This window comes from Rhodococcus sp. NPDC003322 (assembly GCF_053589555.1).
In genome coordinates, this window is the sequence record NZ_JBSFSC010000003.1 from 409,839 (window position 1) to 433,314 (window position 23,476).

22 protein-coding genes are annotated in these 23,476 nt (G+C 69.3%); 7 read left to right on the top strand and 15 right to left on the bottom strand.

What is annotated here, in order from left to right; genetic code table 11:
• Positions 1-28 precede the first annotated feature (28 nt).
• Both ACWDUM_RS14135 and ACWDUM_RS14140 read right to left on the bottom strand, forming a co-directional pair.
• Positions 29-1,453 carry an APC family permease gene (locus tag ACWDUM_RS14135; protein WP_450116191.1) on the bottom strand — a complete coding sequence of 475 codons (1,425 nt, stop codon included), beginning with the start codon at positions 1,451-1,453 and terminating at the stop codon, positions 29-31.
• A 24-nt stretch (positions 1,454-1,477) separates the two neighbouring features.
• Positions 1,478-2,347 carry a LuxR C-terminal-related transcriptional regulator gene (locus ACWDUM_RS14140; RefSeq protein ID WP_450134439.1) on the bottom strand — a complete coding sequence of 290 codons (870 nt, stop codon included), beginning with the start codon at positions 2,345-2,347 and terminating at the stop codon, positions 1,478-1,480.
• Positions 2,348-2,454: 107 nt separating this feature from the next.
• Between ACWDUM_RS14140 and ACWDUM_RS14145 the strand changes: the two genes are divergently transcribed.
• Positions 2,455-4,107, top strand: coding sequence for an AMP-binding protein (locus ACWDUM_RS14145; protein WP_450134440.1), 1,653 nt, complete (start codon positions 2,455-2,457; stop codon positions 4,105-4,107).
• 50 nt (positions 4,108-4,157) lie between these two features.
• On the opposite strand, the gene ACWDUM_RS14150 is transcribed toward ACWDUM_RS14145, so the two are convergent.
• The 8 genes from ACWDUM_RS14150 to ACWDUM_RS14185 all read right to left on the bottom strand — a co-directional run bounded on the left by ACWDUM_RS14150 (position 4,158) and on the right by ACWDUM_RS14185 (position 12,120).
• Complete coding sequence (locus ACWDUM_RS14150) at positions 4,158-4,982, bottom strand: dienelactone hydrolase family protein (RefSeq protein ID WP_450134441.1); 825 nt, start codon at positions 4,980-4,982, stop codon at positions 4,158-4,160.
• A 235-nt stretch (positions 4,983-5,217) separates the two neighbouring features.
• Complete coding sequence (locus tag ACWDUM_RS14155) at positions 5,218-6,192, bottom strand: GlxA family transcriptional regulator (protein ID WP_450134442.1); 975 nt, start codon at positions 6,190-6,192, stop codon at positions 5,218-5,220.
• A 107-nt stretch (positions 6,193-6,299) separates the two neighbouring features.
• Positions 6,300-7,085: an ABC transporter permease gene (locus ACWDUM_RS14160; protein WP_450134443.1), complete on the bottom strand. Its 786-nt coding sequence runs from the start codon at positions 7,083-7,085 to the stop codon at positions 6,300-6,302.
• Positions 7,060-7,971, bottom strand: a complete 912-nt coding sequence (locus tag ACWDUM_RS14165) for a 2-aminoethylphosphonate ABC transporter permease subunit (protein WP_450134444.1) — start codon at positions 7,969-7,971, stop codon at positions 7,060-7,062. Before ACWDUM_RS14165 ends, ACWDUM_RS14160 begins: the two co-directional genes overlap by 26 nt.
• Positions 7,968-9,149, bottom strand: coding sequence for an ABC transporter ATP-binding protein (locus tag ACWDUM_RS14170; protein ID WP_450134445.1), 1,182 nt, complete (start codon positions 9,147-9,149; stop codon positions 7,968-7,970). Before ACWDUM_RS14170 ends, ACWDUM_RS14165 begins: the two co-directional genes overlap by 4 nt.
• 1 nt (position 9,150) lies before the next feature.
• Complete coding sequence (locus ACWDUM_RS14175) at positions 9,151-10,206, bottom strand: 2-aminoethylphosphonate ABC transporter substrate-binding protein (protein ID WP_450134446.1); 1,056 nt, start codon at positions 10,204-10,206, stop codon at positions 9,151-9,153.
• 55 nt (positions 10,207-10,261) lie between these two features.
• Positions 10,262-10,951, bottom strand: a complete 690-nt coding sequence (locus tag ACWDUM_RS14180; protein ID WP_450134447.1) for a phosphonatase-like hydrolase — start codon at positions 10,949-10,951, stop codon at positions 10,262-10,264.
• Between the two features lie 41 nt (positions 10,952-10,992).
• Positions 10,993-12,120, bottom strand: a complete 1,128-nt coding sequence (locus ACWDUM_RS14185; RefSeq protein ID WP_450134448.1) for a TIGR03364 family FAD-dependent oxidoreductase — start codon at positions 12,118-12,120, stop codon at positions 10,993-10,995.
• Between the two features lie 227 nt (positions 12,121-12,347).
• On the opposite strand from ACWDUM_RS14185, the gene ACWDUM_RS14190 reads away from it, so the two are divergent.
• Both ACWDUM_RS14190 and ACWDUM_RS14195 read left to right on the top strand, forming a co-directional pair.
• Positions 12,348-13,052, top strand: a complete 705-nt coding sequence (locus tag ACWDUM_RS14190; RefSeq protein WP_450134739.1) for a GntR family transcriptional regulator — start codon at positions 12,348-12,350, stop codon at positions 13,050-13,052.
• A gap of 75 nt (positions 13,053-13,127) precedes the next feature.
• Positions 13,128-13,355: a ChaB family protein gene (locus ACWDUM_RS14195; RefSeq protein WP_450117061.1), complete on the top strand. Its 228-nt coding sequence runs from the start codon at positions 13,128-13,130 to the stop codon at positions 13,353-13,355.
• A gap of 12 nt (positions 13,356-13,367) precedes the next feature.
• Here the strand turns inward: ACWDUM_RS14195 and ACWDUM_RS14200 are convergent, their stop codons facing one another.
• Together ACWDUM_RS14200 and ACWDUM_RS14205 are read right to left on the bottom strand one after the other, a co-directional pair.
• On the bottom strand, positions 13,368-13,730 hold the full coding sequence (locus ACWDUM_RS14200) for a hypothetical protein (RefSeq protein WP_450134449.1): 363 nt from the start codon (positions 13,728-13,730) through the stop codon (positions 13,368-13,370).
• A gap of 73 nt (positions 13,731-13,803) precedes the next feature.
• The gene (locus ACWDUM_RS14205) at positions 13,804-14,277 is read right to left on the bottom strand and encodes a MarR family winged helix-turn-helix transcriptional regulator (RefSeq protein WP_450134450.1); all 474 of its coding nucleotides are present in this window, start codon (positions 14,275-14,277) and stop codon (positions 13,804-13,806) included.
• Positions 14,278-14,544: 267 nt separating this feature from the next.
• Between ACWDUM_RS14205 and ACWDUM_RS14210 the strand changes: the two genes are divergently transcribed.
• From ACWDUM_RS14210 to ACWDUM_RS14220, 3 genes are all read left to right on the top strand, one after another.
• Entirely contained in the window at positions 14,545-15,993 is a 1,449-nt protein-coding gene (locus ACWDUM_RS14210) for an MFS transporter (RefSeq protein ID WP_450134451.1), read from the top strand.
• 97 nt (positions 15,994-16,090) lie between these two features.
• Complete coding sequence (gene map, locus ACWDUM_RS14215; protein WP_450134452.1) at positions 16,091-16,948, top strand: type I methionyl aminopeptidase; 858 nt, start codon at positions 16,091-16,093, stop codon at positions 16,946-16,948.
• Entirely contained in the window at positions 16,945-18,477 is a 1,533-nt protein-coding gene (locus ACWDUM_RS14220) for a cobyric acid synthase (protein ID WP_450134453.1), read from the top strand. Before map ends, ACWDUM_RS14220 begins: the two co-directional genes overlap by 4 nt.
• A gap of 7 nt (positions 18,478-18,484) precedes the next feature.
• Here the strand turns inward: ACWDUM_RS14220 and ACWDUM_RS14225 are convergent, their stop codons facing one another.
• The 3 genes from ACWDUM_RS14225 to ACWDUM_RS14235 are packed head-to-tail and all read right to left on the bottom strand — an operon-like array spanning position 18,485 to position 20,510.
• The gene (locus tag ACWDUM_RS14225; protein ID WP_450134454.1) at positions 18,485-19,225 is read right to left on the bottom strand and encodes an ABC transporter permease; all 741 of its coding nucleotides are present in this window, start codon (positions 19,223-19,225) and stop codon (positions 18,485-18,487) included.
• On the bottom strand, positions 19,222-20,151 hold the full coding sequence (locus tag ACWDUM_RS14230) for an ABC transporter ATP-binding protein (RefSeq protein ID WP_450134455.1): 930 nt from the start codon (positions 20,149-20,151) through the stop codon (positions 19,222-19,224). The genes ACWDUM_RS14225 and ACWDUM_RS14230 overlap by 4 nt, the downstream gene beginning before the upstream one ends.
• Positions 20,148-20,510 carry a GntR family transcriptional regulator gene (locus ACWDUM_RS14235; RefSeq protein ID WP_450134456.1) on the bottom strand — a complete coding sequence of 121 codons (363 nt, stop codon included), beginning with the start codon at positions 20,508-20,510 and terminating at the stop codon, positions 20,148-20,150. The genes ACWDUM_RS14230 and ACWDUM_RS14235 overlap by 4 nt, the downstream gene beginning before the upstream one ends.
• Positions 20,511-20,703: 193 nt before the next feature.
• On the opposite strand from ACWDUM_RS14235, the gene ACWDUM_RS14240 reads away from it, so the two are divergent.
• A complete protein-coding gene (locus tag ACWDUM_RS14240; protein ID WP_450134457.1) occupies positions 20,704-23,451 on the top strand; it encodes an aminotransferase class I/II-fold pyridoxal phosphate-dependent enzyme in 2,748 nt (915 codons plus the stop codon).
• Positions 23,452-23,476: the final 25 nt, after the last annotated feature.

The following is a 23,476-nucleotide window of genomic DNA, read 5'->3' on the forward strand; positions in this document are numbered from 1 at the left end:
GCCAGAAAGTTGGAACGCGTTCTAGAAGTCAGTTGCTGGGGCCCTGCGGGTTCGTGGGATCCTGCGGGGCGTCCCCGAGGTACTCGGGATGCAGTTCGCCCTTGACCCCGAGTTTCGTGTTCACCAGGTGGTTGACGAACCACAGCACCACTCCGATCGCGAGCAGCACCCCGGCGATCGCGTACTGCTCGGGGTTGCGGTCGGTGAACGGAGTGGCGAGGAATGCGCAGCTCAGCGCCCCGACGACCGGTAGGGCAGTGGGTGCGCGGAAATGCTTGTGCTCCACCGGGTCCCGGCGTAGGACCAGTACCGCGACGTTCACGATGGTGAACACGCACAGCAGTAGCAGCGCCGTGGTGCCGCCGAGCTGCGGCACCTCGCCGACGAACGTGATCAGCCCCAGTGCGAGCAGGGTGGTGAACGCGATCGCGATGTACGGCGTGCGGCGGGTGCGGTGCACCCGGCCCAGTTGCGGCGGCAGCACGTGCTGGCGGCTCATGCCGTAGAGGAGGCGACTGGCCATCAGCATGTTGATCAGGGCGGTGTTCGCGACCGCGAACATCGTGATGAACGCGAAGATCCCGAGCGGGAAGCCGGGGGCGCCGGCCTGCACGACCTTGAGTAGCGGGGTGTCGCCCTCGCCCAGTTCGTCGGCAGGCACCAGTGCGATCGCGGTCACGGACACCAGCACGTAGATCAGGCCGGTGAACAGCAGCCCGATCAGGAGCACGCGCGGGAAGATCCGGCTCGGTTCCTTGCACTCCTCGGCCATGTTCACCGAGTCCTCGAATCCGACCATCGCGTAGAAGGCCAGAGTCGTCGCGGCGATCACGCCTCCGAGCGCGGTGCGGTCGCCGGTGTCGAACGTCATCGCGCGGGAGAAGTCGCCCTCGCCGACTCCGAGCGCCCACATGCCGATGAAGATGATGATCAGCAGTCCGGACAGTTCCACGCAGGTGAGGACCACGTTGATCTTGACCGACTCGCCGACCCCGCGGAAGTTGACCGCCGCGACCACCAGCATGAACGCCACGCCGAGCAGGGTGATGCCGATGCCGGTGCGCACGTCCAGCTCGAAGGCCTCGGCGAAGTTCGCCGCGAACGCCCGGGACGCGGTGGCCGCCGAGGTGATACCCGAGCACATCACCGCGAACGTGACCATGAACGTGAGGAACTGGAGACCGAACGCCTTGTGCGTGTACAGGGCGGCGCCGGCCGCCTGCGGATACTTGGTGACCAGTTCCAGATAGCTGAAGGCGGTGATCATCGCGACGACGAAAGCGACCAGGAACGGCAGCCACACCACGCCGCCGACGTCGTTCGCGACCTGGCCGGTCAGTGCGTAGATCCCGGTACCGAGGATGTCGCCGACGATGAACAGCAGCAGCAGCCACGGGCCCATCACGCGCTTGAGGGTCGGTTCGTGCCCGGTGGTGGACGACGGTGCGGCCATGGCCCCTCCTCGCGCTGACTGGATCTATGGAAGCAGACCGAGGCGCCTCGCGCTGACCACCGCCTCGTGCCGCGAGTGCGCGTCGAGCTTGCCCATCGCGCTGCGCAGGTAGCTCTTGACGGTCTCCGGTCCCAGCGAGAGCCGGTGCGCGACTTCATTGTTCGTGCAGCCGAGGGCGATGTGCGCGAGGACGTCGAGTTCGCGCGGGGAGAGGGTGACCGCGGACGGCGCGGCACCCTCCGCGAGCAGTCCGGCGAGCTTGTCGGCGACCACACGCAGCCGGCTCCGCAACGCGTTGTCCGGTACGTCCTGGGCCAGGCTCCGCAGCTCCGCGTGCGCGTCCCGGATGCCCTCCGACACGGCGGCGTCCGCGGGACCGGAACTGGTCTCCCGGGTCCCGAGCAGTCGCAGCCGCCGGTCCACCTCGTCCCGGATCGCGATCTCCGCGGCCAGCCTGCGCCCGGACAGCGTGAGCAGTTCCGCGGTCCGGTCACCGATCGGGGTGGATTCGCGGATCGCGGCGTAGAGCACGGCACGGGAGACGCCGTCGACGACGACGGGGACGGCGATCACCGACCGCAGGCCCTCGCCGAGGACCGGTCCGTCGAAGTGGTGGGTGATGTTCAGGGCGCTGCGATAGTCGGGCACCGACGCCGGCCGGCGCTGGTGCGAGACGCGTCCACCGAGCCCGGACGACGACGGGACGGTGAGTCCTTTCAACCCGTTGGTTCGGGTGCCGAGAAACTCGCTGAGCAGCAGGTTTCCGTCGTGGACCTCACCGCCGAACAGCACCGGTACGTCGGTGAGGCTCGCGGTCAGTCGCAGTTCGGCGCGCAGCGCGTCCCCGTCGCGGGGACGGAGGAGCGCGTCGCGGGGGCTCGTCGGCGTCGGCATCGGTGCGGCTACCCCTTTCCGGGGGTGGTGTGGAGACCTTGTGAGCTAGATCATAAGGCGAGTGAAGTGTCCGGCGTCATGCCGGAGTGAAGTGGGAAGGAACCTCCATGGTCGACAACAGTGCCGCGACGAGTCGCGCAGATGCTGATGCGCGGGTGCGCGAGCTGCTCGGTCAGTACGACACCGCCGATGCCTGCGCGGCCGAGCTGCTCTGCGACCGGCATCCTGCCGAGGACATCGCGTTCACCGTGATCGAGGGCGACCTGTCCTCCCGCGACCTCACCTACGGCGAGCTGCGCGCCGAGTCGACGAAGTTCGCCGCCGCCCTCGCCGACCTCGGCGTCGAGCCCGGCGACTGTGTCGCCACCCTGATGGGCAAGTCCGCGGAGCTGGTCGTCGCGCTGCTCGGCATCTGGCGGCGCGGCGCGGTGCACGTGCCGCTGTTCACCGCGTTCGCGTCCCCGGCGATCGCGTTCCGGCTCGACTCGTCCGGCGCGAAGGTCGTCGTCGCGGACCGGAACCAGCTCGACAAGCTTGCGCCCGGCGAGGACATTCCCGCCGACGCGCCGTGGACGGTGATCGTCGCTGCCGGCGAACCGGAGTCCGACGGTCAGCTGAAGCTGTCGGACCTGCTCGCCGCGCATCCCGGGGACGACCCGAAGGGTGCCGCGGTCGCGGTCGGCGCGCAGGGGCCGATCGTGCAGCTGTTCACCTCCGGGACCACCGGAACCCCGAAGGGCGTGCCGGTGCCGGTGCGCGCGCTCGCGTCGTTCCACGGATACATGGAGTTCGGGCTCGACGTGCGCTCCGACGACGTGTTCTGGAACGCGGCCGACCCGGGCTGGGCGTACGGGCTGTACTACGCGCTGCTCGGGCCGCTGGCGTCGGGCACGCGAAGCCTGCTGCTGCACGCCGGGTTCTCGGCGCCCCTCACCTGGCAGGTGATCGAGAAGTTCGGGGTCACCAACTTCGCCGCCGCGCCGACCGTGTACCGCAGCCTGCGCGCCGACACCAACCCGGTCCCGGCCGGGCTGGCGTTGCGGCGTGCGTCGTCGGCCGGCGAGCCGCTGACCCCCGACGTCGTGGCGTGGTCGCAGTCCACCCTCGGGGTCGAGGTCCGCGATCACTACGGGCAGACCGAGCACGGGATGTTCATCGTCAACGCCTGGGCGGACGGGCTGCGCGAGGGTGTTCCTGCCGGGTCGATGGGCCGGGCGCTGCCGGGCTGGTCGTGCGCGGTGCTGCTCGACGACGCCGACGAGGTCGCGCCGCCGCGCACCGCGGGCCGGGTCGCGATCGACACGCACCACAGCCCGATGATGTGGTTCACCGGCTACGTCGACGCCCCGGAGAAGACGAAGCAGCGGTTCAGTGAGGACGGCCGCTGGTACATCACCGGCGACGCGGGCAGCACCGACGACGACGGGCACTTCTTCTTCAGCTCCCGCGACGACGACGTCATCATCATGGCGGGATACCGGATCGGCCCGTTCGACGTCGAGTCGGTGCTGGTGATGCACGATCAGGTCATCGAGGCCGCCGTCGTCGGCATGCCCGACCAGCTGCGGGGTGAGGTCCTCGAGGCGTTCGTCGTGCTGCGTGACGGGGTGGAGGGCACCGACGAGCTCGAGGCCGACCTGCAGCTGCTGGTGAAGAAGAAGTTCGCCGCGCACGCGTACCCGCGCACCGTGCACTTCGTGCCGTCGCTGCCGAAGACCCCGAGCGGCAAGGTGCAGCGCTACATCCTGCGCAAGGGCTGACAGCGCGTGACGGGGAGTTCGGTGGCCGGGTCGTCGGCCCCGGACTCCCGTCATCGTGTCTCGGTCAGCCGTGAGGTGAGGAACGCGAGGATCTCGTCGCGCGCGGCAATGGTCGGCTCGCCCGCGGCATCGATCAGGTGTGCCGTCACGACGCTGTGCGGGCTCGCCACCACGTCCGCGAAGAACGGCGGGGGCGTGGGGTCGGCCGCGCTGTCCGGGAGCACCGTGCCCACGAACCGGTCGCCGAGCGCTGACGCGTAGGCGGCGAAACGTTCGGCCCGGCACCACTTGTCGCCGGCGAACCGGTACGACAGCACGGTCAGGTCGTCCCGGTCGAGGCGGTCGCGTACCGCCGTCAGGTCCTCCGGTGCGATCTCCAGTCCCCCCGGGTCGTCGAGCGGGAGCGACGGCTGGCAGAGCACCGGTGCGAGGACCGACGCCTCGAGTGTCATGGTCAGCGCGAAGTTCCCGGTGAAGCACATCCCGACGGCGCCGACGCCGGGGCCGCCGCACTCCTCGTGGGCGGTTCGCGCCAGCGCGCGGAGCCATTGGGTCACGGGACTGGTCCGGTTCGCGCCGAACGCCCGGAACTCGGCGCTCACGCACGCCCGCTGCATCACGGCGCTGCCGTCCTCGGTCGTCGGCACCGCACCGTCGCGCCCGAACAGCGACGGCAGGTACACGGTGAAGCCGGCGTCGCGCACCCACCGCGCGAACCGGGCCACGTGCGGGCTGATTCCGGGCATCTCCGGCATGACGACGACGGCCGGGCCCGCGCCGGAGACGAGCACGACCTTCGTGACCGAATCGAAGGTGACGTCGCGCCGTTCGAAGTCGTCGAGCGGATCGTCCACGGTCGTGTCGTGCGGTGTCATCTGTGGGTTCCTGTTCGTTGTCGGTCACTGAACAGGCCGAGTCTCGTGGCCGGCGGACCGGGGGACGAGGGGCGGGATCGCCACCTTTCGGGTCGATCCGGCCAGGGTGGCTCGGGCGAGGTCCCCGATGACGCCGAAAACAACCGTTGTCGCAGAGCGCCTCAGTTCTAGGCGTCGAACCTGGGTTCACCCTGGCAGCCGCCTGGGAATCCGATCCCCGCCCGGGGCGGCAACCTCAACGAGCGCGGAACCGGCGGCGGAACTCGGCGGGACCGATTCCGACGCGATCGACGAACATCCGCCGCAGCGTGCCGGGATCCTGGTACCCGACCCGACGCGGGATGTCGCCGATCGGGACATCGGTATCGGCGAGAAGCCTTTTGGCGGCAGCGATCCGTGCCTCCTGCAGGAAGGCCAACGGCGTCCGACCCTCCTCACCGCCGTACCTGCGCAAGAGGGTTCGGGTGCTGACGTGGAACGCATCCGCGAGCCGGGACAGGTTGTAGGGCTCCGTGAGGTGATCGACCAGCCAGCGCTGTACCGCGGTCGCGAAGGGGCCGGACGTCGTCGGCACCATCGACTCGACGACGTACGGCGCCTGGCTGGCCCGGTTCTCCGATACCAGGGTGATGCGGGCAGTCGCACGGGCGACGCTCGCGCCGAGGTGGTCTCGCACGATCGCGGTCGCGAGGTCGAGGGATGCACTGAACGCGGCGGTGGTGGTGACGTGGCCGTCGCCGACGACCAGCGACTCCGCGCACACCGTCGACTGCGGATATCGCCGAGCCAGCTGCGACGCGAACAGCCACGAAGTCGTCGACCGTCGTCCGTCCAGCACACCGGCCTCACCCAGCAGGAATGCGCCGACGCACACCGACGCGATCCGGGTGTTGTGGCGCGCCGCCGCTCGGAGGAAGTCGATCTCGCGGCCGCGATCGGCGAGCCGGACGTCGAGGTCCTCGGTGGGGGAGACGTCGAATCCCGGCACGACGAGGAGATCGAACCGGTGATGCCATCGCTGCGCGCCGATCGTGAACCCGCCTGCGGCGGCCACCGGTCCGTCCCCCGCGGCGACGACCGTGGTCCGGAACAGGTCGGTACGGGAGGTGCCGTTCTCGCGGGCGACCCGGTTGGCGATGCGGAGGATGTCGGAGACGGCGAACACCTCCGTCGCGAAACAGTCGTCGTACGCGAGGATTCCGATCCGCATGGCACCCACTCCCGAGACGGCCGCCGGTGGGGAGGCCACGAGAGTGCAAGGCTAGACCCGGGAGCCCTTCCCGTCCGGAGGCGGACCGGAAGGACTCCCGGGTTGCGTCAGCGCCTGCGGATGCGGCCGACGACAAGCAGGGCGACGAGCGTGACGGCGAGCAGGAGGGTGGTGTTCGCGGCGGCCTGGAACACCTGGCCCCGGTCTGTGAGGCCGAAGATGGTCACCGGCAACGTCTTCCAGGTCGCCGGGTATACCATCACGGTGGCGCCGAGCTCTCCCATGGACAGCGCGATCGACAAGCCGGCGGCGGCGCCGATCGCGGGCAGCAGCAGGGGGAGCGTCACCCGCAGCAGTACCCGGGCGGGCCCGGCGCCGAGCGACTCGGCGGCCTGCCGGTAGGCGGGGTCGAGGCGGTCGAGCGCGGCGGAGACCGAGCTGAACGCGAACGCAAGCACCAGCACCGTGTGCGCGAGGATCACGATCCACTTGGTGCCGCCGAGCAACAGCGGCTTCGAGTTGAACGCGACCAGCAGCCCCAGCCCGATCGCCACCGAGGGCACCGCGATCGGCAGGTGGAACACCGCATCGGTGGCCTTGCGCAGCCACACCGGCGCCTCGCGTGCCGCGAGGGCGGCCCAGGTGCCGACGGCCAGCGCGATCGCGCCTGCGATGAACGCGGTCTGCAGGCTCACCGCCAGGCTCGCCAGGTTTTCGTCGGTCAGCGCGGCTGCGAAGTGCTTGCCACCCAGATCGGACGGCAGCGGTCCGGTCCACGACCCGGCCAGCGCCGCCGCGACGACCGTCGCGATCGGGGCCACGAACACCACCGCGACAACCAGCCCGAACACGGTCAGCGTCAGCGCCCTAGCCCGCGTTGTCCACAGCAGCACGGCTGCCTCCCATCGGTCGGTTGAACAGGACCCGGTAGCCGACGTACAGCGCCACCGACAGCGCCACCTGGACGGTGGCGATCACCGCGGCGCCGGGCAGGTCGAAGGTGACGATGCCGCGGGTGTAGATCAGCACCGGTAGCGTCACGACGTCCTTGGCTCCGGTGAACAGCACGATGCCGAACTCGTTGAGCGTCAACAGCAGGACGAGCGAGCCGCCGGACATCAGTGCAGGCCACGCCTCCGGCATGACCACCGTGCGCAGCACCCGCCACGGGGACGCGCCGAGGCCGGCGGCCACGTCGAGCTGCTCACGCGGCATCTGGGTGAACGCGGCGAGCAGCGGGCGGACCACGAACGGCGTGAAGAAGGTGACCTCCGCGGCGATCACGCCGAGCGGGGTGGCGAGGAAGTTCAGCGGACCGTGCTCGGCGCCGGTGATCCGGGTGATCAGCGCGTTGACCGCGCCCGCGGTGCCGTACAGGAAGGTGAACGCCAGGGTGATCAGGAACGACGGCAGCGAGAGCACGGTGTCGATCAGGCGGCCCACCGCCTTGGACCCGGGGAACGGCACGAACGCGAGGACCAGGGCCAGGAAGGTGCCGAGCAGCATCGCGCCGAGTGTGGACAGGGCCGCGATCTGCACGGTGCGCCACAGCGCGGTGCGGAACAGCTGCGACCCGAGGACCTCGCCCCAGGTGGACCAGCCGCGGCCGTCGTCGGTGACCGTCGACTCCGCCAGAACGCGGGCCATCGGGTACACGGCGAAACCGAGGACCAGCAGCAGCGGCGGCAGCGCCCACAGCGTCGGACCCCACCGGCGCGGACGGGGGCGCGCCGGGGTGGGATCGAGGAAGGGCGGCCGCTCCAGCACGGGAGCGTTCACGGGACCGGCCTCGGGGCCGGGACGAGCACCGCGCTCCCGTCGGGAAACTTCACACCCACCGGGGTGCCGATCGGCCGGTCGTCGTGCCCGGTGACGTCGACGTGGAGGGGGTGCTCCGGCATCCCGGCGAGCGTCACGGTCAGGCGGGTGGTGGCGCCGCGCCATACGCTGCCGGTCACGGCGGCGCGCAGCGCGCCCCGGTCGGCGGGCCCGGTCAACTCGACGGCGTGCGGCCGGATGCACAGCAGCGCAGCCGAGTCGGCGGCCTCCCAGTCGGTGGCGCCGATCTCCGGTCGCGGAGCCTGCGCGGTGACGGGGAGCCCGGCCAGCGAGACCAGCGCGGACGTGCCGATCACCCGGCTCACCGTGCACGGCAGCAGGTTCGCCCCGCCGAGGAACGCGGCGGTGAAGCTGCTCGGGGGCCGCTTCCACAGGTTCTCGGTGGTGTCCACGTCCACCAGCCGGGCGTCGCGCATGACGGCGATCCGATCCGCCAGCGCGAGCGCCTCGGACTGGTCGTGGGTGACGTACAGCATCGCGGTGTCCGGCAGGGCGGCGCGCAGCTGCTGCAGTTCGGCGAGCATGGACTGGCGCAGCTGGGCGTCGAGCGCGGCGAGCGGCTCGTCGAGCAGCAGCACCTTCGGCCGGATCGCCAGTGCCCGCGCGATCGCCACCCGCTGCTGCTGTCCGCCCGACAGTTCGCGGGGAAACCGCTTGCCGTAGGCGGACATCCCGACCATCGCGAGCGCGTCGTCGACCCGGCCGCCGATCTCGGACCGCGGCACCCGCTGGGACCGGAGCCCGAACGCGACGTTCTCCGCGACCCGCATGTGCGGGAACAGGGCGTAGGACTGGACGACGACGCCGATGCCCCGTTTGGCCGGCGGCAGGTCGGTGATGTCGACGCCGCCGAGGCGGACGGTGCCCGACACCGGGCGGTTGAACCCGGCCAGTGCCTTGAGCGCGGTCGACTTGCCCGACCCGCTCGGCCCGAGCAGGGCCACGGTCTCGCCCGGTGCCACCCGCAGGTTGAAGTCGACCAACGCCCGGGTGGCGCCGCGGCCGCGCCCGTAGGCGACGTTGACGCGATCGAACTGGATCGCGGGAGAGGTGGTGCCGACCGTGCCGCCGTCGATCTCGGTGGCCGCCTGGCGCCACCGGGCGTTGATCCGCGTCATGTCAGTTCCCGGTGGCCTTCTGGTAGGCGGCGACGTCGGCGTCGAGGTCCCGCAGCACGTCGTTCCAGTTCGGGGTCCACACGTCGACGCCTACGAGGACACCCGCCGGCGTGTTCTCGCCGGCCGACACGGTGGTGGCGGCGAGGTCGCTGCGGACCGACACCCCCAGCGCCTCGGTGCCGACGGCCTGCTGCGCAGTCTCCGAGAGCAGGTACTCCATCAGCTTCTTCGCCTCGTCCTCCTGCGGGGCGCCCTTCGCCAGACCCATTACGTAGGGCAGGGCGACGGTGGTGCGGGTGCCGTCCGCGTTGGCGGGGAAGAACAACCCGAACTTCGAGCCGTCGTCCTTGATCGACGCCAGATTCATCTGCACGTCGCCGTTGGCCACGAGCAGTTCGCCGTTGCTGACCTTCGGCTGCAGCTTGCCGGTCGACGACGAGGGGCCGACGTTGTTGGTCTGCAGCTTGCCCAGGTAGTCCAGTGCGCCGTCCTTGCCCCTGAGGTGCTGGAGCAGCAGCAGTACTGCGGTGCCGTCGCCGGCCTGGCCGGGAGTCGAGTACTGCAGTTTGCCCTTGTACTGCTCGGTGAGCAGGTCGTCCCAGCTGGTGGGGCCCGGGTTCGCGGCGGGGTTGGCGATGAACGAGAGGTAGTTGTTCACCACGGGCACGTACGTGCCCGCCGGGTCCTGTTCGGCGGCGGGGACTGCCGAGGTGTCGATACCGCTGGGCTGCAGCAGGCCCTGCGCGGCGGCCTTCTGGATGAACGGCGGCAGCGTGACGACGATGTCGGCCTGCGGGTTGGACTGCTCCTTCTCCACGCGGGAGACGACCTCGCCGGACCCGGCCTCGACGAGGTTGACGGCGATGCCGGTTTCCTCGGTGAACGCCTCGAACTGCGGCTTGTACCAGTTTGCGAGCCCGTCGGCGCTGTAGACGGTGACGACGCCGGAGCCGTCGGAGTTCGCGGCGGTGCCGGTGCCGCCGCAGGCGGTCAGGGTCAGGGTTGTTGCGGCCAGTGCGGCCGCGGCGACGGCGGGGCGGATCCGGAAGGGGCGCATCGATTTCCTCGCTCGGGGTGAAGGGGTGTGGGCGAATGCTTCGTAGGGCGGGCGGCTAGCGGTCGGAAAGGATCAGATCCGCGAACTCGCGAACCGAGGGCAGTACGGCGGTGGCACCGGCGGCGCGCAGCTGCGCCTCGTCGTGGGCTCCGGTCAGGGTTCCGGCGACGACGGACGCGCCCGCCCGCAGGCCCGACGTGATGTCGTTGGCGGTGTCGCCGAGAACGGCGACCTCGCGCACGTCGTCGACCTGCAGCCGAAGCAGCGCGGTGAGGATCAGATCGGGGTAGGGGCGACCGCGACCGGCGTCGGATGGCGCCAGGGTCAGGTCGGCGAGGGCCCGCCACCCGAGCGCTGCGAGCAGCTTGTCCTGGGTGCCGCGGCTGAATCCGGTGGTCAGCGCCACCTTGATGCCGTTCTCGCGCAGCGCGGTGATCGTCTCGGCGGCACCGGGAATCGGTTCGGCGCCGATCTCGTCGATCAGCCGGTCGTAAGTGGCCTCGAACGCCGCGTTGGCGGCCTGGGCACGATCCTCGTCCCCTCCGGTCAGCGCACGGAACACGACGATCTTGGACTGTCCCATGGTGTCGATGACGTACTGCCGGGCGGCCTCGGCCTCGGGACCTTCGGTGGGCAGGCCCGCGGCGTCGGCGGCTGCCACGAACGCCCGCAGCACGAGCCCGTCGTCGGCGACGGTGGTGCCGGCCATGTCGAGGACGGCGAGTCGGATCTGGTTGTCGGACATGGTGTCTCCTGTTCCTACGGGCCGACCTGGTCGGCGGTGTCCTAGAGGCCGAGGTGTTCGGCGGTCTGCTCGGCGAGTGCCGGCCCGAGGGTCATGCCGCGACCGCCCGGTCCCGCGACGACCCACACGTTCTCGGCCGGTTGACCGCGGTGCACCAGCTCGCCCGGGTCGAGGTGCTGGCTGTAGACGCCTGCCCAGCGCTTGACGACGTGGGGGAGCTTGCGGCCCAGCAGTTCCTCTGCCACCGAGGTCAGGTGCTCGTACGGGGCCTCGTCGACGTCGAAGTCGAAGGGTTCGTCGTATTCGTGGGTGTCGCCGATGGTCAGGCCCCCGTGCAGTCGCTGCACGCACAACAACTGCATCCGGTGCGCCGCCGCGGTCGGGGCCTGCGCCTGCGCCGACTTCAGGGCGTCGAGGGCGCCGCCCGCGAAGCCGGGGTAGTAGCGCAGGCTGTCGCCGTCGGCGATTGCGGTGGTCAGCGGTTCGCCGAGCGGGGCGGTCTGCATCATCTGGAGCCGGACCCGGCGCAGAGGCAGTTCGCCTGCCAGGTCGCGGGCCAGGCCGCCGAGGGTGGCGCCCGGGCACACGATCGCGAGGTCGGCGTCGAAGGTGCGGCCGTGGTCGTCGCGGATGTGGACGCCGGTGGCGTCGCTGGTGACCTCGCGGGCCTCGGTGGACGGGTGGAACGAGTAGCGCCCGCTGGCCTCGAGGTGTTCGCGGATCGCGGGCAGGGTGACCCGGGACTCGACGGCGCCGTCGCGGGTGCAGTGCAGGCCCGCGAGGTACTTGCCGCGCAGGGCCGGGTTGACTGCGCGGACCCGCTCCGGGTCGAGGAGCGCGAAGCCACGGGCGGCGGCGGCGGGGCGGGCGAGCACCTCCTCGGCGACCGCCACCTCCTCCGGCGTGCGGAGCAGGGTCAGTGAGCCGGCCGGTCGGAAACCGATGGCGGGGACGCGGGCGGCCAGATCGGCCCACAGTTCACGCGAGCGCAGTGCGGCGTCCAGTTCGTGTTCGGCCCGCCCGGACACCCAGACCAGGCCGAAGTTGCGTACCGTGGCACCGCGCGCCTCGGGTTCGCGTTCGAGGTGGACCACCTCGTGTCCTCTGCGGATCGCCTCGTCGGCATGTGCCGTGCCGAGGATCCCGCCTCCCACAATTGCAATTCGCATGGGGCACAGCCTGACCATTGGTCTAGACCATCTGGGAGACGCCCGGGAAAGGGCAGATGAACAATTGGTATAGACCAAAAACTGTGTACGCTGACGGACGTGAACGACGACACGTCCGTGCTCGAAGAGACTGCTGCGCTGTCTGATTCGCGTCGCAACGGGCTCGATGGCAGGGCCCGGCGCGGCGTCCGCGCAGTCGCGTCCCGCGTGGGCGCCGCGGCGGTGGCATCGTGACGGCCGAGAGCCTGCCCAAGCACTACATCGTGCGGACGCACGTCGAGGACCTGCTCGCGGACCTCGTCGCGGGTGACCCGGTGCCTGCCGAGCGGGAACTCGCGGCCACCTGCGGAGTCTCCCGGGAGACCGTTCGTCAGGCGCTGCACGAGCTGCTGGTCGCCGGCCGGATCGAACGCCGGGGGAGGGGCACCGTCGTCGCGCGCCCGAAACTGGTCCAGCCCCTCTCACTCGGTTCCTACACCGAGGGCGCACTGAGCCAGGGGCGCGAACCGGGCCGAATCCTGGTGCGGTGGGAAGAGATCGACGCGCACGAGAGACTGGCCGCGATCCTCGAGATCGCCGTCGGCGATCGGGTGATCCACCTCGAACGGGTCCTGCTGGCCGACGGCGAGCGCATCGGACTCGAGAGCACCTACCTGCCGCTGTACCGCTTCCCGGATCTCGCGGACACGTTCGACCCCGAGAGCTCCCTGTATGCGGCGATCCGCGCGAAGGGAATCGAGTTCACGACGGCCACCGAGCGGATCGAGACCGCTCTGCCCACCCCGCGCGAGGCAGGGCTCGTCGAGTCGAGCACGGCGATGCCGATGCTGAAACTGCACCGCGTGTCCCGCGACGCCACGGGGGTCCCGATCGAGCGCGTGCGATCGCTGTACCGGGGGGACCGGATGGCATTCGTGACCGAACTCCGCTGACTTCCGGGCGCCGCCGACACCTCGATGCGACGAATTCCGCCCGAGCGGTACCGCATCGGGGGAGCGCGACGGACAATGGGCACACGCGTTCCTCATCGACGAAGGGGTGGCGAAGTGAATCGGTTCGAGCTCCCGCAGACGTTGCGTCGATCCGCGAAGGAGGTGCAGGAGGCCTTCGCGACGGCCCACGAGACGGCGGTCAGGCGGTACGGCGAGGGTGAAGAAGCCCAGCGTGCAGCCTATGGAGAGCTCAAACAGAGCTACGAACTCGAGACGGATCACTGGGTGCCCAAGTCGGGATAGTGCCCGCGCCGCTCACTGGGCCAGTAGACCGGATCCCATCGCGGCGTAGATCAACATGAACGTCATCAAGGCCCAGCCGGCGCCCTGCCACGCCGGCCAGGTGCCGCCGTGCCGCCACACCGTGTAGGTGTGCACGAACGCGCCGATCCCGCCGACCATCAGTATCGCCGCGGGTGCGATCGCGAGCAGATAGCGGTCGGCCGTCGCACACACCATCGTCGGGGCAGTGGTGCAGTCGCTGCGGCCCAGATACGCCCAGAGTGCGGCGAGTCCCATCACCGTCAGGGCCGCGGCGAGCACGACGACCGCGTAGCGGGTGGCTCGCCGGATCTCCGGCGGATCGTTCCACCGCTTCTCGACGTCGTCCGACATCATTCGCCTCCCGCTGCCGGGACCGGGTCCCGCAGTCCACGCTACGCGCGGCCTGGGGCGGCGGCGTCGCCTCGGCTCAGGCCTGCGATGTCCCGTTGTCGTGTGTGACGGGGCGAGGCCACTCGCGACCCGTGTGCTGCTCGATCTCGAGGTTGAAGCGTTCGAGGAGGTTCGCAAAGGTTGTTCGATCGTCGTCGTCCCAGCTCTCGAGCATGCTGGCGACCCCGCCGGCCTTCCCCGCCCGTTCCTCCTCGAGGCGGATTCGGCCTTCGTCGGTGATCAGGAACTTGCGAGCCATTCCCCCGTCGGGATCCGGGATGCGTTGAACCAGGCCGGAATTGAGCATCGCGGTCGTCTGCCGGCTCAAGGTGGAGGTGTCCAGGCCGAACGCCTCGCTCAGTTCGCCGACGGACATCGGCCCCTGCGCGCTGATCCGGCTGAGCAGGAGATACGCGCTGTTGTCGAGGTGGCCGGTGCCGCGGCGAGGGTGGGTGAGGTGTCGCGTGAGCAGCATGGTCTCGAACTCGATGCGGTCCGCGGCCGTGGTCATGTGCATCCTTTCCTCTTCCCCCCGAGCGTGGTCGGTCCCTGGCGTCGCCCCTGCGTGGAGGCGTGTCCAGGGTGGTCGATTCGTACCATACATCCGATTTGTACCATACATGCAGGTTGCACAATGCATGTGACGTGCATCATGCAAGTTGATTGTACCCTGCAAATTATGTGTACTATGCAATTAATGTGCACTGGGCACAGTCCGTGCCGGCCACAAAGGTCTCTGCACCACATTCTCGATAGTGAAGTAGTGAGGAGTCGTCCCTTGGGAGGGCAGAAAACCGCCGTGAACCCCAACGCGCTCGTTGGCGTTCTGGCATTCGCCGGCATCGTCGCCGCACTCATGCAGACGCTCGTCGTCCCGCTGATCGCCGACCTGCCGCACCTGTTGAACACCACCGCGTCCAACGCGTCGTGGATCATCACCGCAACGCTCGTCGCCAGCGCCGTCTGCGTGCCGATCACCGGTCGCCTCGGCGACATCTACGGCAAGCGCCGCATGCTGCTGATCTGCGCCGTGCCGCTGATCGCCGGTTCGATCGTCTGCGCACTCGCCACCTCGGTGCTGCCGATGATCGCCGGCCGTGCACTGCAGGGCGTCGGCATGGGCCTGATCCCGATCGGCATCAGCGCCATGCGTGACCTGATCCCGGCGGAGCGGCTCAACTCGTCGATCGCGATGATGAGCGCGTCGATGGGCATCGGCGGCGCACTCGGCCTGCCGCTCGCCGCAGCCGTCGCGCAGAACACCAGCTGGCGGGTGCTGTTCTGGGGCGCTGCCGCCCTCAGCGTCGCGATCTTCGCCCTGATCTGGAAGTTCGTGCCCGCCACCCCGGTCGACTCCGACGCGGGCAAGTTCGACCCCGTCGGTGCCATCGGCCTCGGTGTCGGTCTGGTCTGCCTGTTGCTGCCTGTCTCGAAGGGTGCAGTCTGGGGTTGGACCAGCGGCACCGTCCTCGGATTGTTCGCCGCCGCGCTCGTCGTTCTGCTCGCGTGGGGCTGGTGGGAGCTGCGCACCACCGATCCGCTGGTCGACCTGCGCACCACCGCCCGCCCGCGGGTGCTGCTCACCAACATCGCCGGCCTGGTGGTCGGCTTCGCGATGTACGCGCAGTCGCTGATCCTTCCGCAGCTGCTGCAGCTGCCGGAGTCCACCGGCTACGGGCTCGGGCAGTCGATGCTGGTCATGGGTCTGTGGATGATCCCCGGTGGCGTCGTCATGATGCTCGTGGCACCCATCGGAGGCAAGCTCTCCTCGGCTCGCGGGCCGAAGATCACCTTGGTCGTCGGTGCCCTGATCATCGCGCTCGGCTACGCCTCGTCGATGCTGCTGATGGGCTCGGCCTGGGGTCTGATGATCGTCGCCGCCATCTGTGGCGCCGGCACCGGCTTCGCCTACGGTGCGATGCCCGCCCTGATCATGACCTCGGTGCCGCACTCGGAGACCGCGGCAGCCATGGCGTTCAACACGCTCTCGCGGGCCCTGGGTACCTCGATCGCCGCCGCGGTCGTCGGTCTCGTCCTCGCCCAGATGAGCGTCCAGGTCGGCGACTACACGCTGCCCACCGAGAACGGGTTCCGGACCGGACTGCTGATCGGCTGTGGCGTCGCGCTCGTCGCCGCCGCTGTCGCTGCCAGCATCCCTGCGGCACGGCGGGCGGAGATTGCACCGGCTGTCGCGCCCGAGGAGGAATTGGTGTCGGCGCAGAGCTGACCGGCACGCCGCACACTCGAGCCCGGCGGACGTCTCTTCGTGGACGTCCGCCGGGCTCGTCCGTTCGGGCGCCGGTGCGGCGCGTAGCCTTGACGCCATGTCTGTGCGCGCACCCCTCGTCTCCGGAACCGTTTCGCCAACCCTGGCCGTGCCCGCGAAGATCGAGCGACCCGAGTACGCCTGGAAGCCCACCGTCAACGAGGGCAACGAGCCGTGGGTGCAGACGCCCGAGACCATCGAGAAGATGCGGCTCGCAGGCCGGATCGCCGCGCAAGCCCTGCAGGAGGCAGGCAAGGCGGTGGCGCCGGGCGTGACCACCGACGAGCTCGACCGGATCGCCCACGAGTACATGATCGACCACGGCGCCTACCCGTCGACGCTGGGCTACAAGGACTTTCCGAAGTCCTGCTGCACCTCGCTGAACGAGGTGATCTGCCACGGTATCCCGGACTCGACGGTCATCCAGGACGGTGACATCGTCAACATCGACGTCACCGCCTACATCGACGGCGTGCACGGCGACACCAATGCGACCTTCCTCGCCGGTGACGTCTCCGAGGAGAACCGCCTGCTCGTCGAACGCACCCGCGAGGCGACCATGCGCGGCATCAAGGCGGTCAAGCCGGGCCGTGAGCTCAATGTCATCGGCCGGGTCATCGAGTCCTACGCCAACCGATTCGGCTACGGCGTCGTCCGCGACTTCACCGGGCACGGCATCGGCGAGACCTTCCACAACGGGCTGGTGATCCTGCACTACGACCAGCCGAACGTGGACACCGTCATCGAGCCGGGCATGGTGTTCACCATCGAGCCGATGATCAACCTCGGCACCGTCGACTACGAGATCTGGGACGACAACTGGACCGTCGTCACCAAGGACCGCAAGTGGACCGCGCAGTTCGAGCACACCATCGTCGTCACCGAAACGGGCACCGAGATTCTCACGCTCCCGTGAGCGGTGCGCTGCTCGTTGCCGGAACCACCTCCGACGCCGGGAAGAGCGTCCTCGTGGCCGGGCTGTGCCGGCTGCTGGCCCGTCGCGGCCTCTCGGTGGCGCCGTTCAAGGCGCAGAACATGTCCAACAATTCCGTTGTCACCCTGGACGGTGGGGAGATCGGGCGGGCGCAGGCGCTGCAGGCGCGGGCCTGCGGGCTCGAGCCGAGTGTCCGGTTCAACCCGGTGCTGCTCAAGCCGGGCAGCGACCGCACCTCGCAGCTCGTGGTGCGCGGAAAGGCCGTCACCTCGGTCGGTGCCCGCGACTACATGGCGCACCGGCAGTGGCTGCGCGGGGTGGTCGCCGACGAACTCGCCTCGCTGCGAGCCGAATTCGACGTGGTGATCTGCGAGGGTGCCGGGTCGCCCGCCGAGATCAACCTGCGCGCCACCGACCTGGCGAACATGGGTCTGGCCCGCGCCGCGGACCTTCCGGTGCTCGTCGTCGGTGACATCGACCGCGGGGGAGTGCTGGCCCACCTGTTCGGCACCGTCGCCGTTCTCGACCCCGACGACCAGGCGCTGATCGCAGGCTTCGTCATCAACAAGTTCCGCGGGGACGTCGCTCTGCTCGAACCGGGCCTGCGCCAACTGGAATCGCTGACCGGCCGTCCCGCCCTCGGCGTGGTCCCGTTCGCCGAGGGACTGTGGATCGACGCCGAGGATTCGCTGTCCACGGTCGCCGACGCACCGGTCGGCCGGCCCGCGCCGCCGCGGGGCCGGGACTGGTTGCGGGTGGCCGCGATCCGGCTGCCTCGGGTGTCCAACGCCACCGACGTCGAGGCACTGGCCTGCGAGCCGGGCGTGTCGGTGCACTGGGTGAGCGAACCGTCCCGGCTCGCCGACGTCGACCTGGTGGTGGTGCCGGGCAGCAAGTCCACGGTGTCGGATCTGGCGTGGCTGCGGTCGTCGGGGATCGCGGACGCCCTCGGTGACCGGGCCGCAGCGGGCCTGCCGATTCTCGGAATCTGCGGCGGCTACCAGATGCTCGGCCGGAGGATCGTCGACACGGTCGAGTCCGGCACGGGAACCGTCGACGGGCTCGGCCTGCTCGACCTCGACATCGAGTTCGCCGCCGACAAGGTGCTGCGACAGGCGACCGGGACCGCGGAGGGGATCGTGGTGTCCGGTTACGAGATCCACCATGGTCGGGTGACCCGCACAGGCGACGCCCCGCTGCTCCGTCACGACGACGGGACCCCGGAGGGCAGCGTGCGCGGGTCGGTGTTCGGCACGCACTGGCACGGACTGCTCGAGTCGGACGAGTACCGGCGGGCCCTGCTCACCCGGATCGCCGCGGCGACCGGACGCGAGTTCGCCGTCGCCCCCGACACCTCGGTTGCCGCCGAGCGGGATTCGCAGCTCGACCTGCTCGCCGACCTGGTCGAGCGCAATGTCGACGTCGATGCGGTGCTCGCGCTGATCGAAAGCGGAGCGCCGCGGGACCTTCCGACGATCACGAGCGGGCTCGGGTCGGCGGCCGACGCCTGAGCTCGGGTCACACCGTCGTGCGGCGCAGCGCCACCCATCCACTCGCGAGGGCGAGCAGTGCGAGGACCAGTGGCAGCACCACCATCGGAACCACTCGCGGCATGTCCACGAACCACGAGCCGATTGCGGGCCACCAGCGTGCCCAGGTGATCACGATCGCTGCCAGTCCGAGTGCGCCCACGGCCCCGACGATCGCCGCGAGCAGTCCGGTTGTGCGCCATCGCTGGTAGATCGCGCCGGCGAGTACCGCGATCCCCGCGGTCAGCAACATGATCGCGAACAGCGAAAGCAGCTGCACGAGCGGATTGTCCGTGAAGTAGCGTGCGATCCCGAACATCCGCATGTACACGCCCCACCCGTTGGTGGCGCTCTCGATTGCGGACAGCACCTGTACCGCGACCGCGAACACAGCCGACTGTCCGAGCGCCATCAGGACCGTCGCGCCGTAGAACTCGCGGCGGGTGACGCTCAGTCCCAGAGCGAACGGGAAGGTCTGGGTCAGGGCCTGGACGTAGAACGCGATCATGAACCCGAGCAGGGCCGTGACGCTGCCGGTGAAACCCTCACCTTCCTCGTTTCCGACCAGGAAGTAGATCGTCCAGCTGATCGCGAAGGACACCGTGAGGATCCCGACGGGCCATGCGATCAGCAGCGGCCAGGCGACGGTGTGCAGGCGGAGCACCGATCCGATCCGGGATGGTCGGGTGGCGTGTGCGTCCGCCGTGGCGGTCAGGGTGGCTGCGGTCATGACGTCGACTCCTGCGTGGTGGTTCGGATGACGAGTTCCTGGAGTGATGCCGGTTCGATCGTTGCGCCGGCGGCGATCAGTCGGGCCCGGTCGGCCTCGTCCGCGGTGACCTGGACAGTGGCTCGCGTCTGAGAACCGAGCGATTCCTGGTGCAGGACGGTGCCTTTCGCGGTGAATGCGTCGACCGCCTCGGTGGGGCCGGACACCATCACCGCCCGGCGGCGCAGCGTCTCGGCATCCTCGTCGAGAATGATCCGACCCCGGTCCACGAGGATGACGTGCTCGAGCAGGTTCGCCACCTCGTCGATGAGATGGGTGGACAGCACGATCGTGCGGGGGTGCTCGGCGTAGTCCGCGAGCAGGCGGTCGTAGAACAGATGCCGGGCGACGGCGTCGAGGCCGAGGTACGGCTCGTCGAACAGCGTGAGCGGTGCTCGTGACGCGAGGCCGATGATCACCCCGAGGGCGGATTTCATGCCACGGGAGAGCTTCTTGACCATGCGGCACAGCGGAAGTTGGAAGTCGTCGAGCAGCAGCTCGGCGAAGCCGCGGTCCCACCGCTCCATCAGGTGTCCGGCGGCGGAGAGGACGTGCCCGACCCGGAGGTCGTCCGGGTAGGTCTGGCTCTCCTTGATGAAGCTGATGCTGTGCAGCACGCCCGCGTTCTCGAACGGGTTGGCGCCGAAGACCGAGACCTCGCCGGAGGTCTGGAGGCTCTGTCCGGTCAGGATCGACATGATTGTCGTCTTGCCTGCTCCGTTGCGTCCGAGCAGGCCGTAGATCTTGTCACGCTCGATGTCGAACGAGATGTCCGTGAGTGCGGCGACGTCCCCGTAGCGCTTGTCGACCTCTCGCATCGAGGCGACGACGTCGCGCCCGGTCGACTTCCGGTCGGCGATCCGGGTGACGGTCAGGCTCCGGGTCATCGGGCCACCTCCCTCGTGTCGAGCATGGACTTGAGTTCGTCGAGCGGAATGCCCAGCCGATCGGCCTCGGCGACGAGGGGCTCGATGTACTGGCGCGCGAACGCTTCTCGCCTCCGGAAGCGGAGCGCTTCGCGCGCCCCTGGACTGACGAACATTCCAATTCCCCGTTTCTTGTAGAGGATCCCCTCGGTGACGAGCTGGTTGAGGCCCTTCGCGGCGGTCGCCGGATTGATCCGGTGGAATGCCGCCAGTTCGTTGGTCGAGGGGACCTGGGTCTCCTCGGGCAGCGAGCCGTCGATGATCTCGCCCTCGATCTGCTCGGCGATCTGTTGGAACAGTGGCCGGCCGTCGTCGATCACGGGACCGACCTCCCCCCCAGGCTCACTGGTTCATTACTCATGTAATGAACCATAGAAGCGGTTCGCGTGGAGGGCAACCCCTGGCTCCCTTGCCTGGGCACGGGTCGGGGAGCAGGCTGAGAGTGTTCGCCGCGACGGCACTTCCGTCGACGGGCCTCGGATGCCGGTCGTGATCGAATCGGTGGAGGCTGTGATGGCTGCAACGGAAGAAGTGAACCCACGGGCCTACAACAGTGTGTGGCAGTTCCGCGCGGACGCGTGGTGCCGGCTGGAGGCGGCCAGCGCGCACCTGGCGGGTCTGGCCGCACGCGGCGCGCCGCTCGACGAGCTGATCGAGCGCGTCGAGGGGCTGCTCGGCCAGATGCGGCCGTTCGAGCGGTACTGGGCCTATCCGGGATCGCAGAGTTTCGCCCGCATCCAGCGACAGTTCGCGGGCGGAGGATACGACAAGCTCGCCCGGACCGTTGCGCGGATCAACCGGGCGCTGGTCACCGGCTCGTACCGGAGCGGCGTACCGGCGTCCCTTGCCGACGGTGAGCACGAGGCACTCGACGCCGACTCCGCGCGCAGCGAGGAGCCGGGTGCGGACCGACCGGAGCGTCACTACTTCGAGGTGCTCGTGGTCGAAAGGATGACGGAGGCACAGGAACTCGCCCTGCGCCGGGAGCTGCGGGCCTGGCGGCGACCGGACGACGAGTTCATCTACGAACTGGTCATCGTCGGCAGTGGCGACGACGCCGTCATCGCGGCGCGGCTGAACGTGAATCTGCAGGCGTGCGTGATCCGGCGTCGATTCGGCCACCGGTCGCAGCAGGATCTGACCGCCCTGTCGGACTTCATCTACTCCGGTGTGGCGGAGAAGCTGGCCGGGCAGCCGCCGGACGAACGGACCCGGATCCTGGCCGGGGAGCTCGCCGACACCCGTCCGGAGCTCGACCTGTACCTGATGACCGAGATCGCGGTCGAGGACACCGCGGGCCGGCTCGGCCGGTACTTCCGGCGGGTGTTCCATGCGGGGGAGGGCTCGCTCGACCTGCACCTGAGTCTGCTCGAGGGCGTCGCGGCCCGGTATCGGACCCCGTTCTTCAGTGCACTGCGCGAATACAGTCACCGCCCGACCGGGGTCTTCCACGCGCTGCCGATCTCGCAGGGCAAATCGATCGTCAACTCGCACTGGATCTCCGACATGGTGGACTTCTACGGGTTGGATGTGTTCCTGGCCGAGACCTCGGCCACGTGCGGTGGACTGGACTCGTTGCTCGAGCCGATCGGGCCGCTGCGTGATTCGCAGCGGCTGGCGGCGAAGACGTTCGGGTCGCGCCAGACGTACTTCGTCACCAACGGCACGTCGACGGCCAACAAGATCGTCGTCCAGGCCCTCATCGCGCCGGGCGACATCGTGTTGGTCGACCGCAACTGCCACCAGTCCCATCACTACGGTTTGATGCTCGCCGGCGCGCAGGTGACGTATCTGGACGCATACCCGCTGAGTCAGTACTCGATGTACGGTGCGGTGCCGCTGAGGGAGATCAAGTCCAGGCTGCTGGCGCTCCGCGCGGCCGGGAAACTGGACCGGGTCAAGCTGTTGATGCTGACCAACTGCACCTTCGACGGGATCATCTACGACGTCGAGCGGGTGATGGAGGAATGCCTGGCGATCAAGCCGGACCTGGTGTTCCTGTGGGACGAGGCGTGGTTCGCCTTCGCCCGGTTCCATCCGGTCTACCGCACCCGCACCGCGATGCATGCGGCGCAGGCGGTGCGCGAACGGTTGCGCGACCCCGCATCCAGGGCGGCCTACGACGCGCACGCCGAGCAGGTGCGGGGCGCCTCCGACGAGGAGCTGCTCGAACGGCGCCTGATGCCCGACCCGGCACGCGCCAGGGTGCGGGTCTACGCCACCCAGTCGACGCACAAGACGCTGACCTCGTTGCGACAGGGCTCGATGATCCACGTGTTCGACCAGGAATTCGACCAGAAGGTGGAGGAGACCTTCCACGAGGCGTACATGGCCCACACCTCCACCTCGCCCAACTACCAGATCCTCGCCTCCCTCGACATCGGCCGGAGGCAGGCCGACCTGGAGGGTGCAGAGCTGGTTCAGAAGCAGGTCGAGAACGCGATGCAGTTGCGTGACGCGGTCGACCACCATCCGCTGCTGAGCAGGTACATGCACTGCCTGTCGACGGGCGAGATGATTCCCGAGGAGTTCCGGCCCTCGGGTCTCTCCCAGCCGTTGCGGGGGGGCCTGCGCGAGATGGTGACCGCCTGGCGCAGCGACGAGTTCGTGTTGGACCCCTCGCGGGTCACCCTCTACATCGGGCCGACGGGTGTCGACGGGGACACCTTCAAGCGGGCCGAGCTGATGGACCGCTACGGCGTGCAGATCAACAAGACGTCCCGCAACACGGTCCTGTTCATGACCAACATCGGCACCACCCGCAGTTCGGTCGCCTACCTCGTCGAGGTGCTGGTCAAGTTCGCGCACGAACTCGACGACCGCCTCGCCGACATGAGCATCACCGAGCGCGGCTACCACGAGGCGGCCGTGGCCAGGCTGACCAACCCGTCGGCGCCGCTGCCGGACTTCAGCGGGTTCCATCCGAGCTTCCTGGAGAAGAACGGTGGCGCAACGACTCCCGACGGTGACGTGCGGCGGGCCTTCTTCCTCGCCTACGACGACGCGCTCTGCGAGTACCTCACCGACGACGAGGTGGAGGATGCGATCGAGGCCGGCAGGTCGGTGGTCTCGGCGACCTTCGTCACCCCGTATCCGCCGGGCTTCCCCGTGCTGGTCCCTGGGCAGGTGTTCAGCAGGCAGATCCTCTCGTTCATCCGCAGCCTCGACACCCCGGAGGTCCACGGCTATCGCCCGCACCGTGGCTACCGGGTCTACACCGTCAAGGCCCTCGAAATGGCGGATCCCTCGGTCGGAGTGTGATCGTGCGGGCGGTGCGGTCGCCGCC

Excerpts from the sequence above, each read along its gene's own strand:
- ACWDUM_RS14155 (WP_450134442.1), bottom strand. The coding sequence starts at position 6,192 with ATGCGGATCGGAATCCTCGCGTACGACGACTGTTTCGCGACGGAGGTG.
- ACWDUM_RS14170 (WP_450134445.1), bottom strand. The coding sequence starts at position 9,149 with ATGACGCGGATCAACGCCCGGTGGCGCCAGGCGGCCACCGAGATCGAC.
- ACWDUM_RS14230 (WP_450134455.1), bottom strand. The coding sequence starts at position 20,151 with ATGACCCGGAGCCTGACCGTCACCCGGATCGCCGACCGGAAGTCGACC.
- ACWDUM_RS14175 (WP_450134446.1), bottom strand. The coding sequence starts at position 10,206 with ATGCGCCCCTTCCGGATCCGCCCCGCCGTCGCCGCGGCCGCACTGGCC.
- ACWDUM_RS14240 (WP_450134457.1), top strand. The coding sequence starts at position 20,704 with ATGGCTGCAACGGAAGAAGTGAACCCACGGGCCTACAACAGTGTGTGG.
- ACWDUM_RS14205 (WP_450134450.1), bottom strand. The coding sequence starts at position 14,277 with ATGACCACGGCCGCGGACCGCATCGAGTTCGAGACCATGCTGCTCACG.
- map (WP_450134452.1), top strand. The coding sequence starts at position 16,091 with ATGTCTGTGCGCGCACCCCTCGTCTCCGGAACCGTTTCGCCAACCCTG.
- ACWDUM_RS14200 (WP_450134449.1), bottom strand. The coding sequence starts at position 13,730 with ATGATGTCGGACGACGTCGAGAAGCGGTGGAACGATCCGCCGGAGATC.
- ACWDUM_RS14135 (WP_450116191.1), bottom strand. The coding sequence starts at position 1,453 with ATGGCCGCACCGTCGTCCACCACCGGGCACGAACCGACCCTCAAGCGC.
- ACWDUM_RS14150 (WP_450134441.1), bottom strand. The coding sequence starts at position 4,982 with ATGACACCGCACGACACGACCGTGGACGATCCGCTCGACGACTTCGAA.
- ACWDUM_RS14185 (WP_450134448.1), bottom strand. The coding sequence starts at position 12,120 with ATGCGAATTGCAATTGTGGGAGGCGGGATCCTCGGCACGGCACATGCC.
- ACWDUM_RS14140 (WP_450134439.1), bottom strand. The coding sequence starts at position 2,347 with ATGCCGACGCCGACGAGCCCCCGCGACGCGCTCCTCCGTCCCCGCGAC.
- ACWDUM_RS14145 (WP_450134440.1), top strand. The coding sequence starts at position 2,455 with ATGGTCGACAACAGTGCCGCGACGAGTCGCGCAGATGCTGATGCGCGG.
- ACWDUM_RS14195 (WP_450117061.1), top strand. The coding sequence starts at position 13,128 with ATGGGCACACGCGTTCCTCATCGACGAAGGGGTGGCGAAGTGAATCGG.
- ACWDUM_RS14180 (WP_450134447.1), bottom strand. The coding sequence starts at position 10,951 with ATGTCCGACAACCAGATCCGACTCGCCGTCCTCGACATGGCCGGCACC.
- ACWDUM_RS14225 (WP_450134454.1), bottom strand. The coding sequence starts at position 19,225 with ATGACCGCAGCCACCCTGACCGCCACGGCGGACGCACACGCCACCCGA.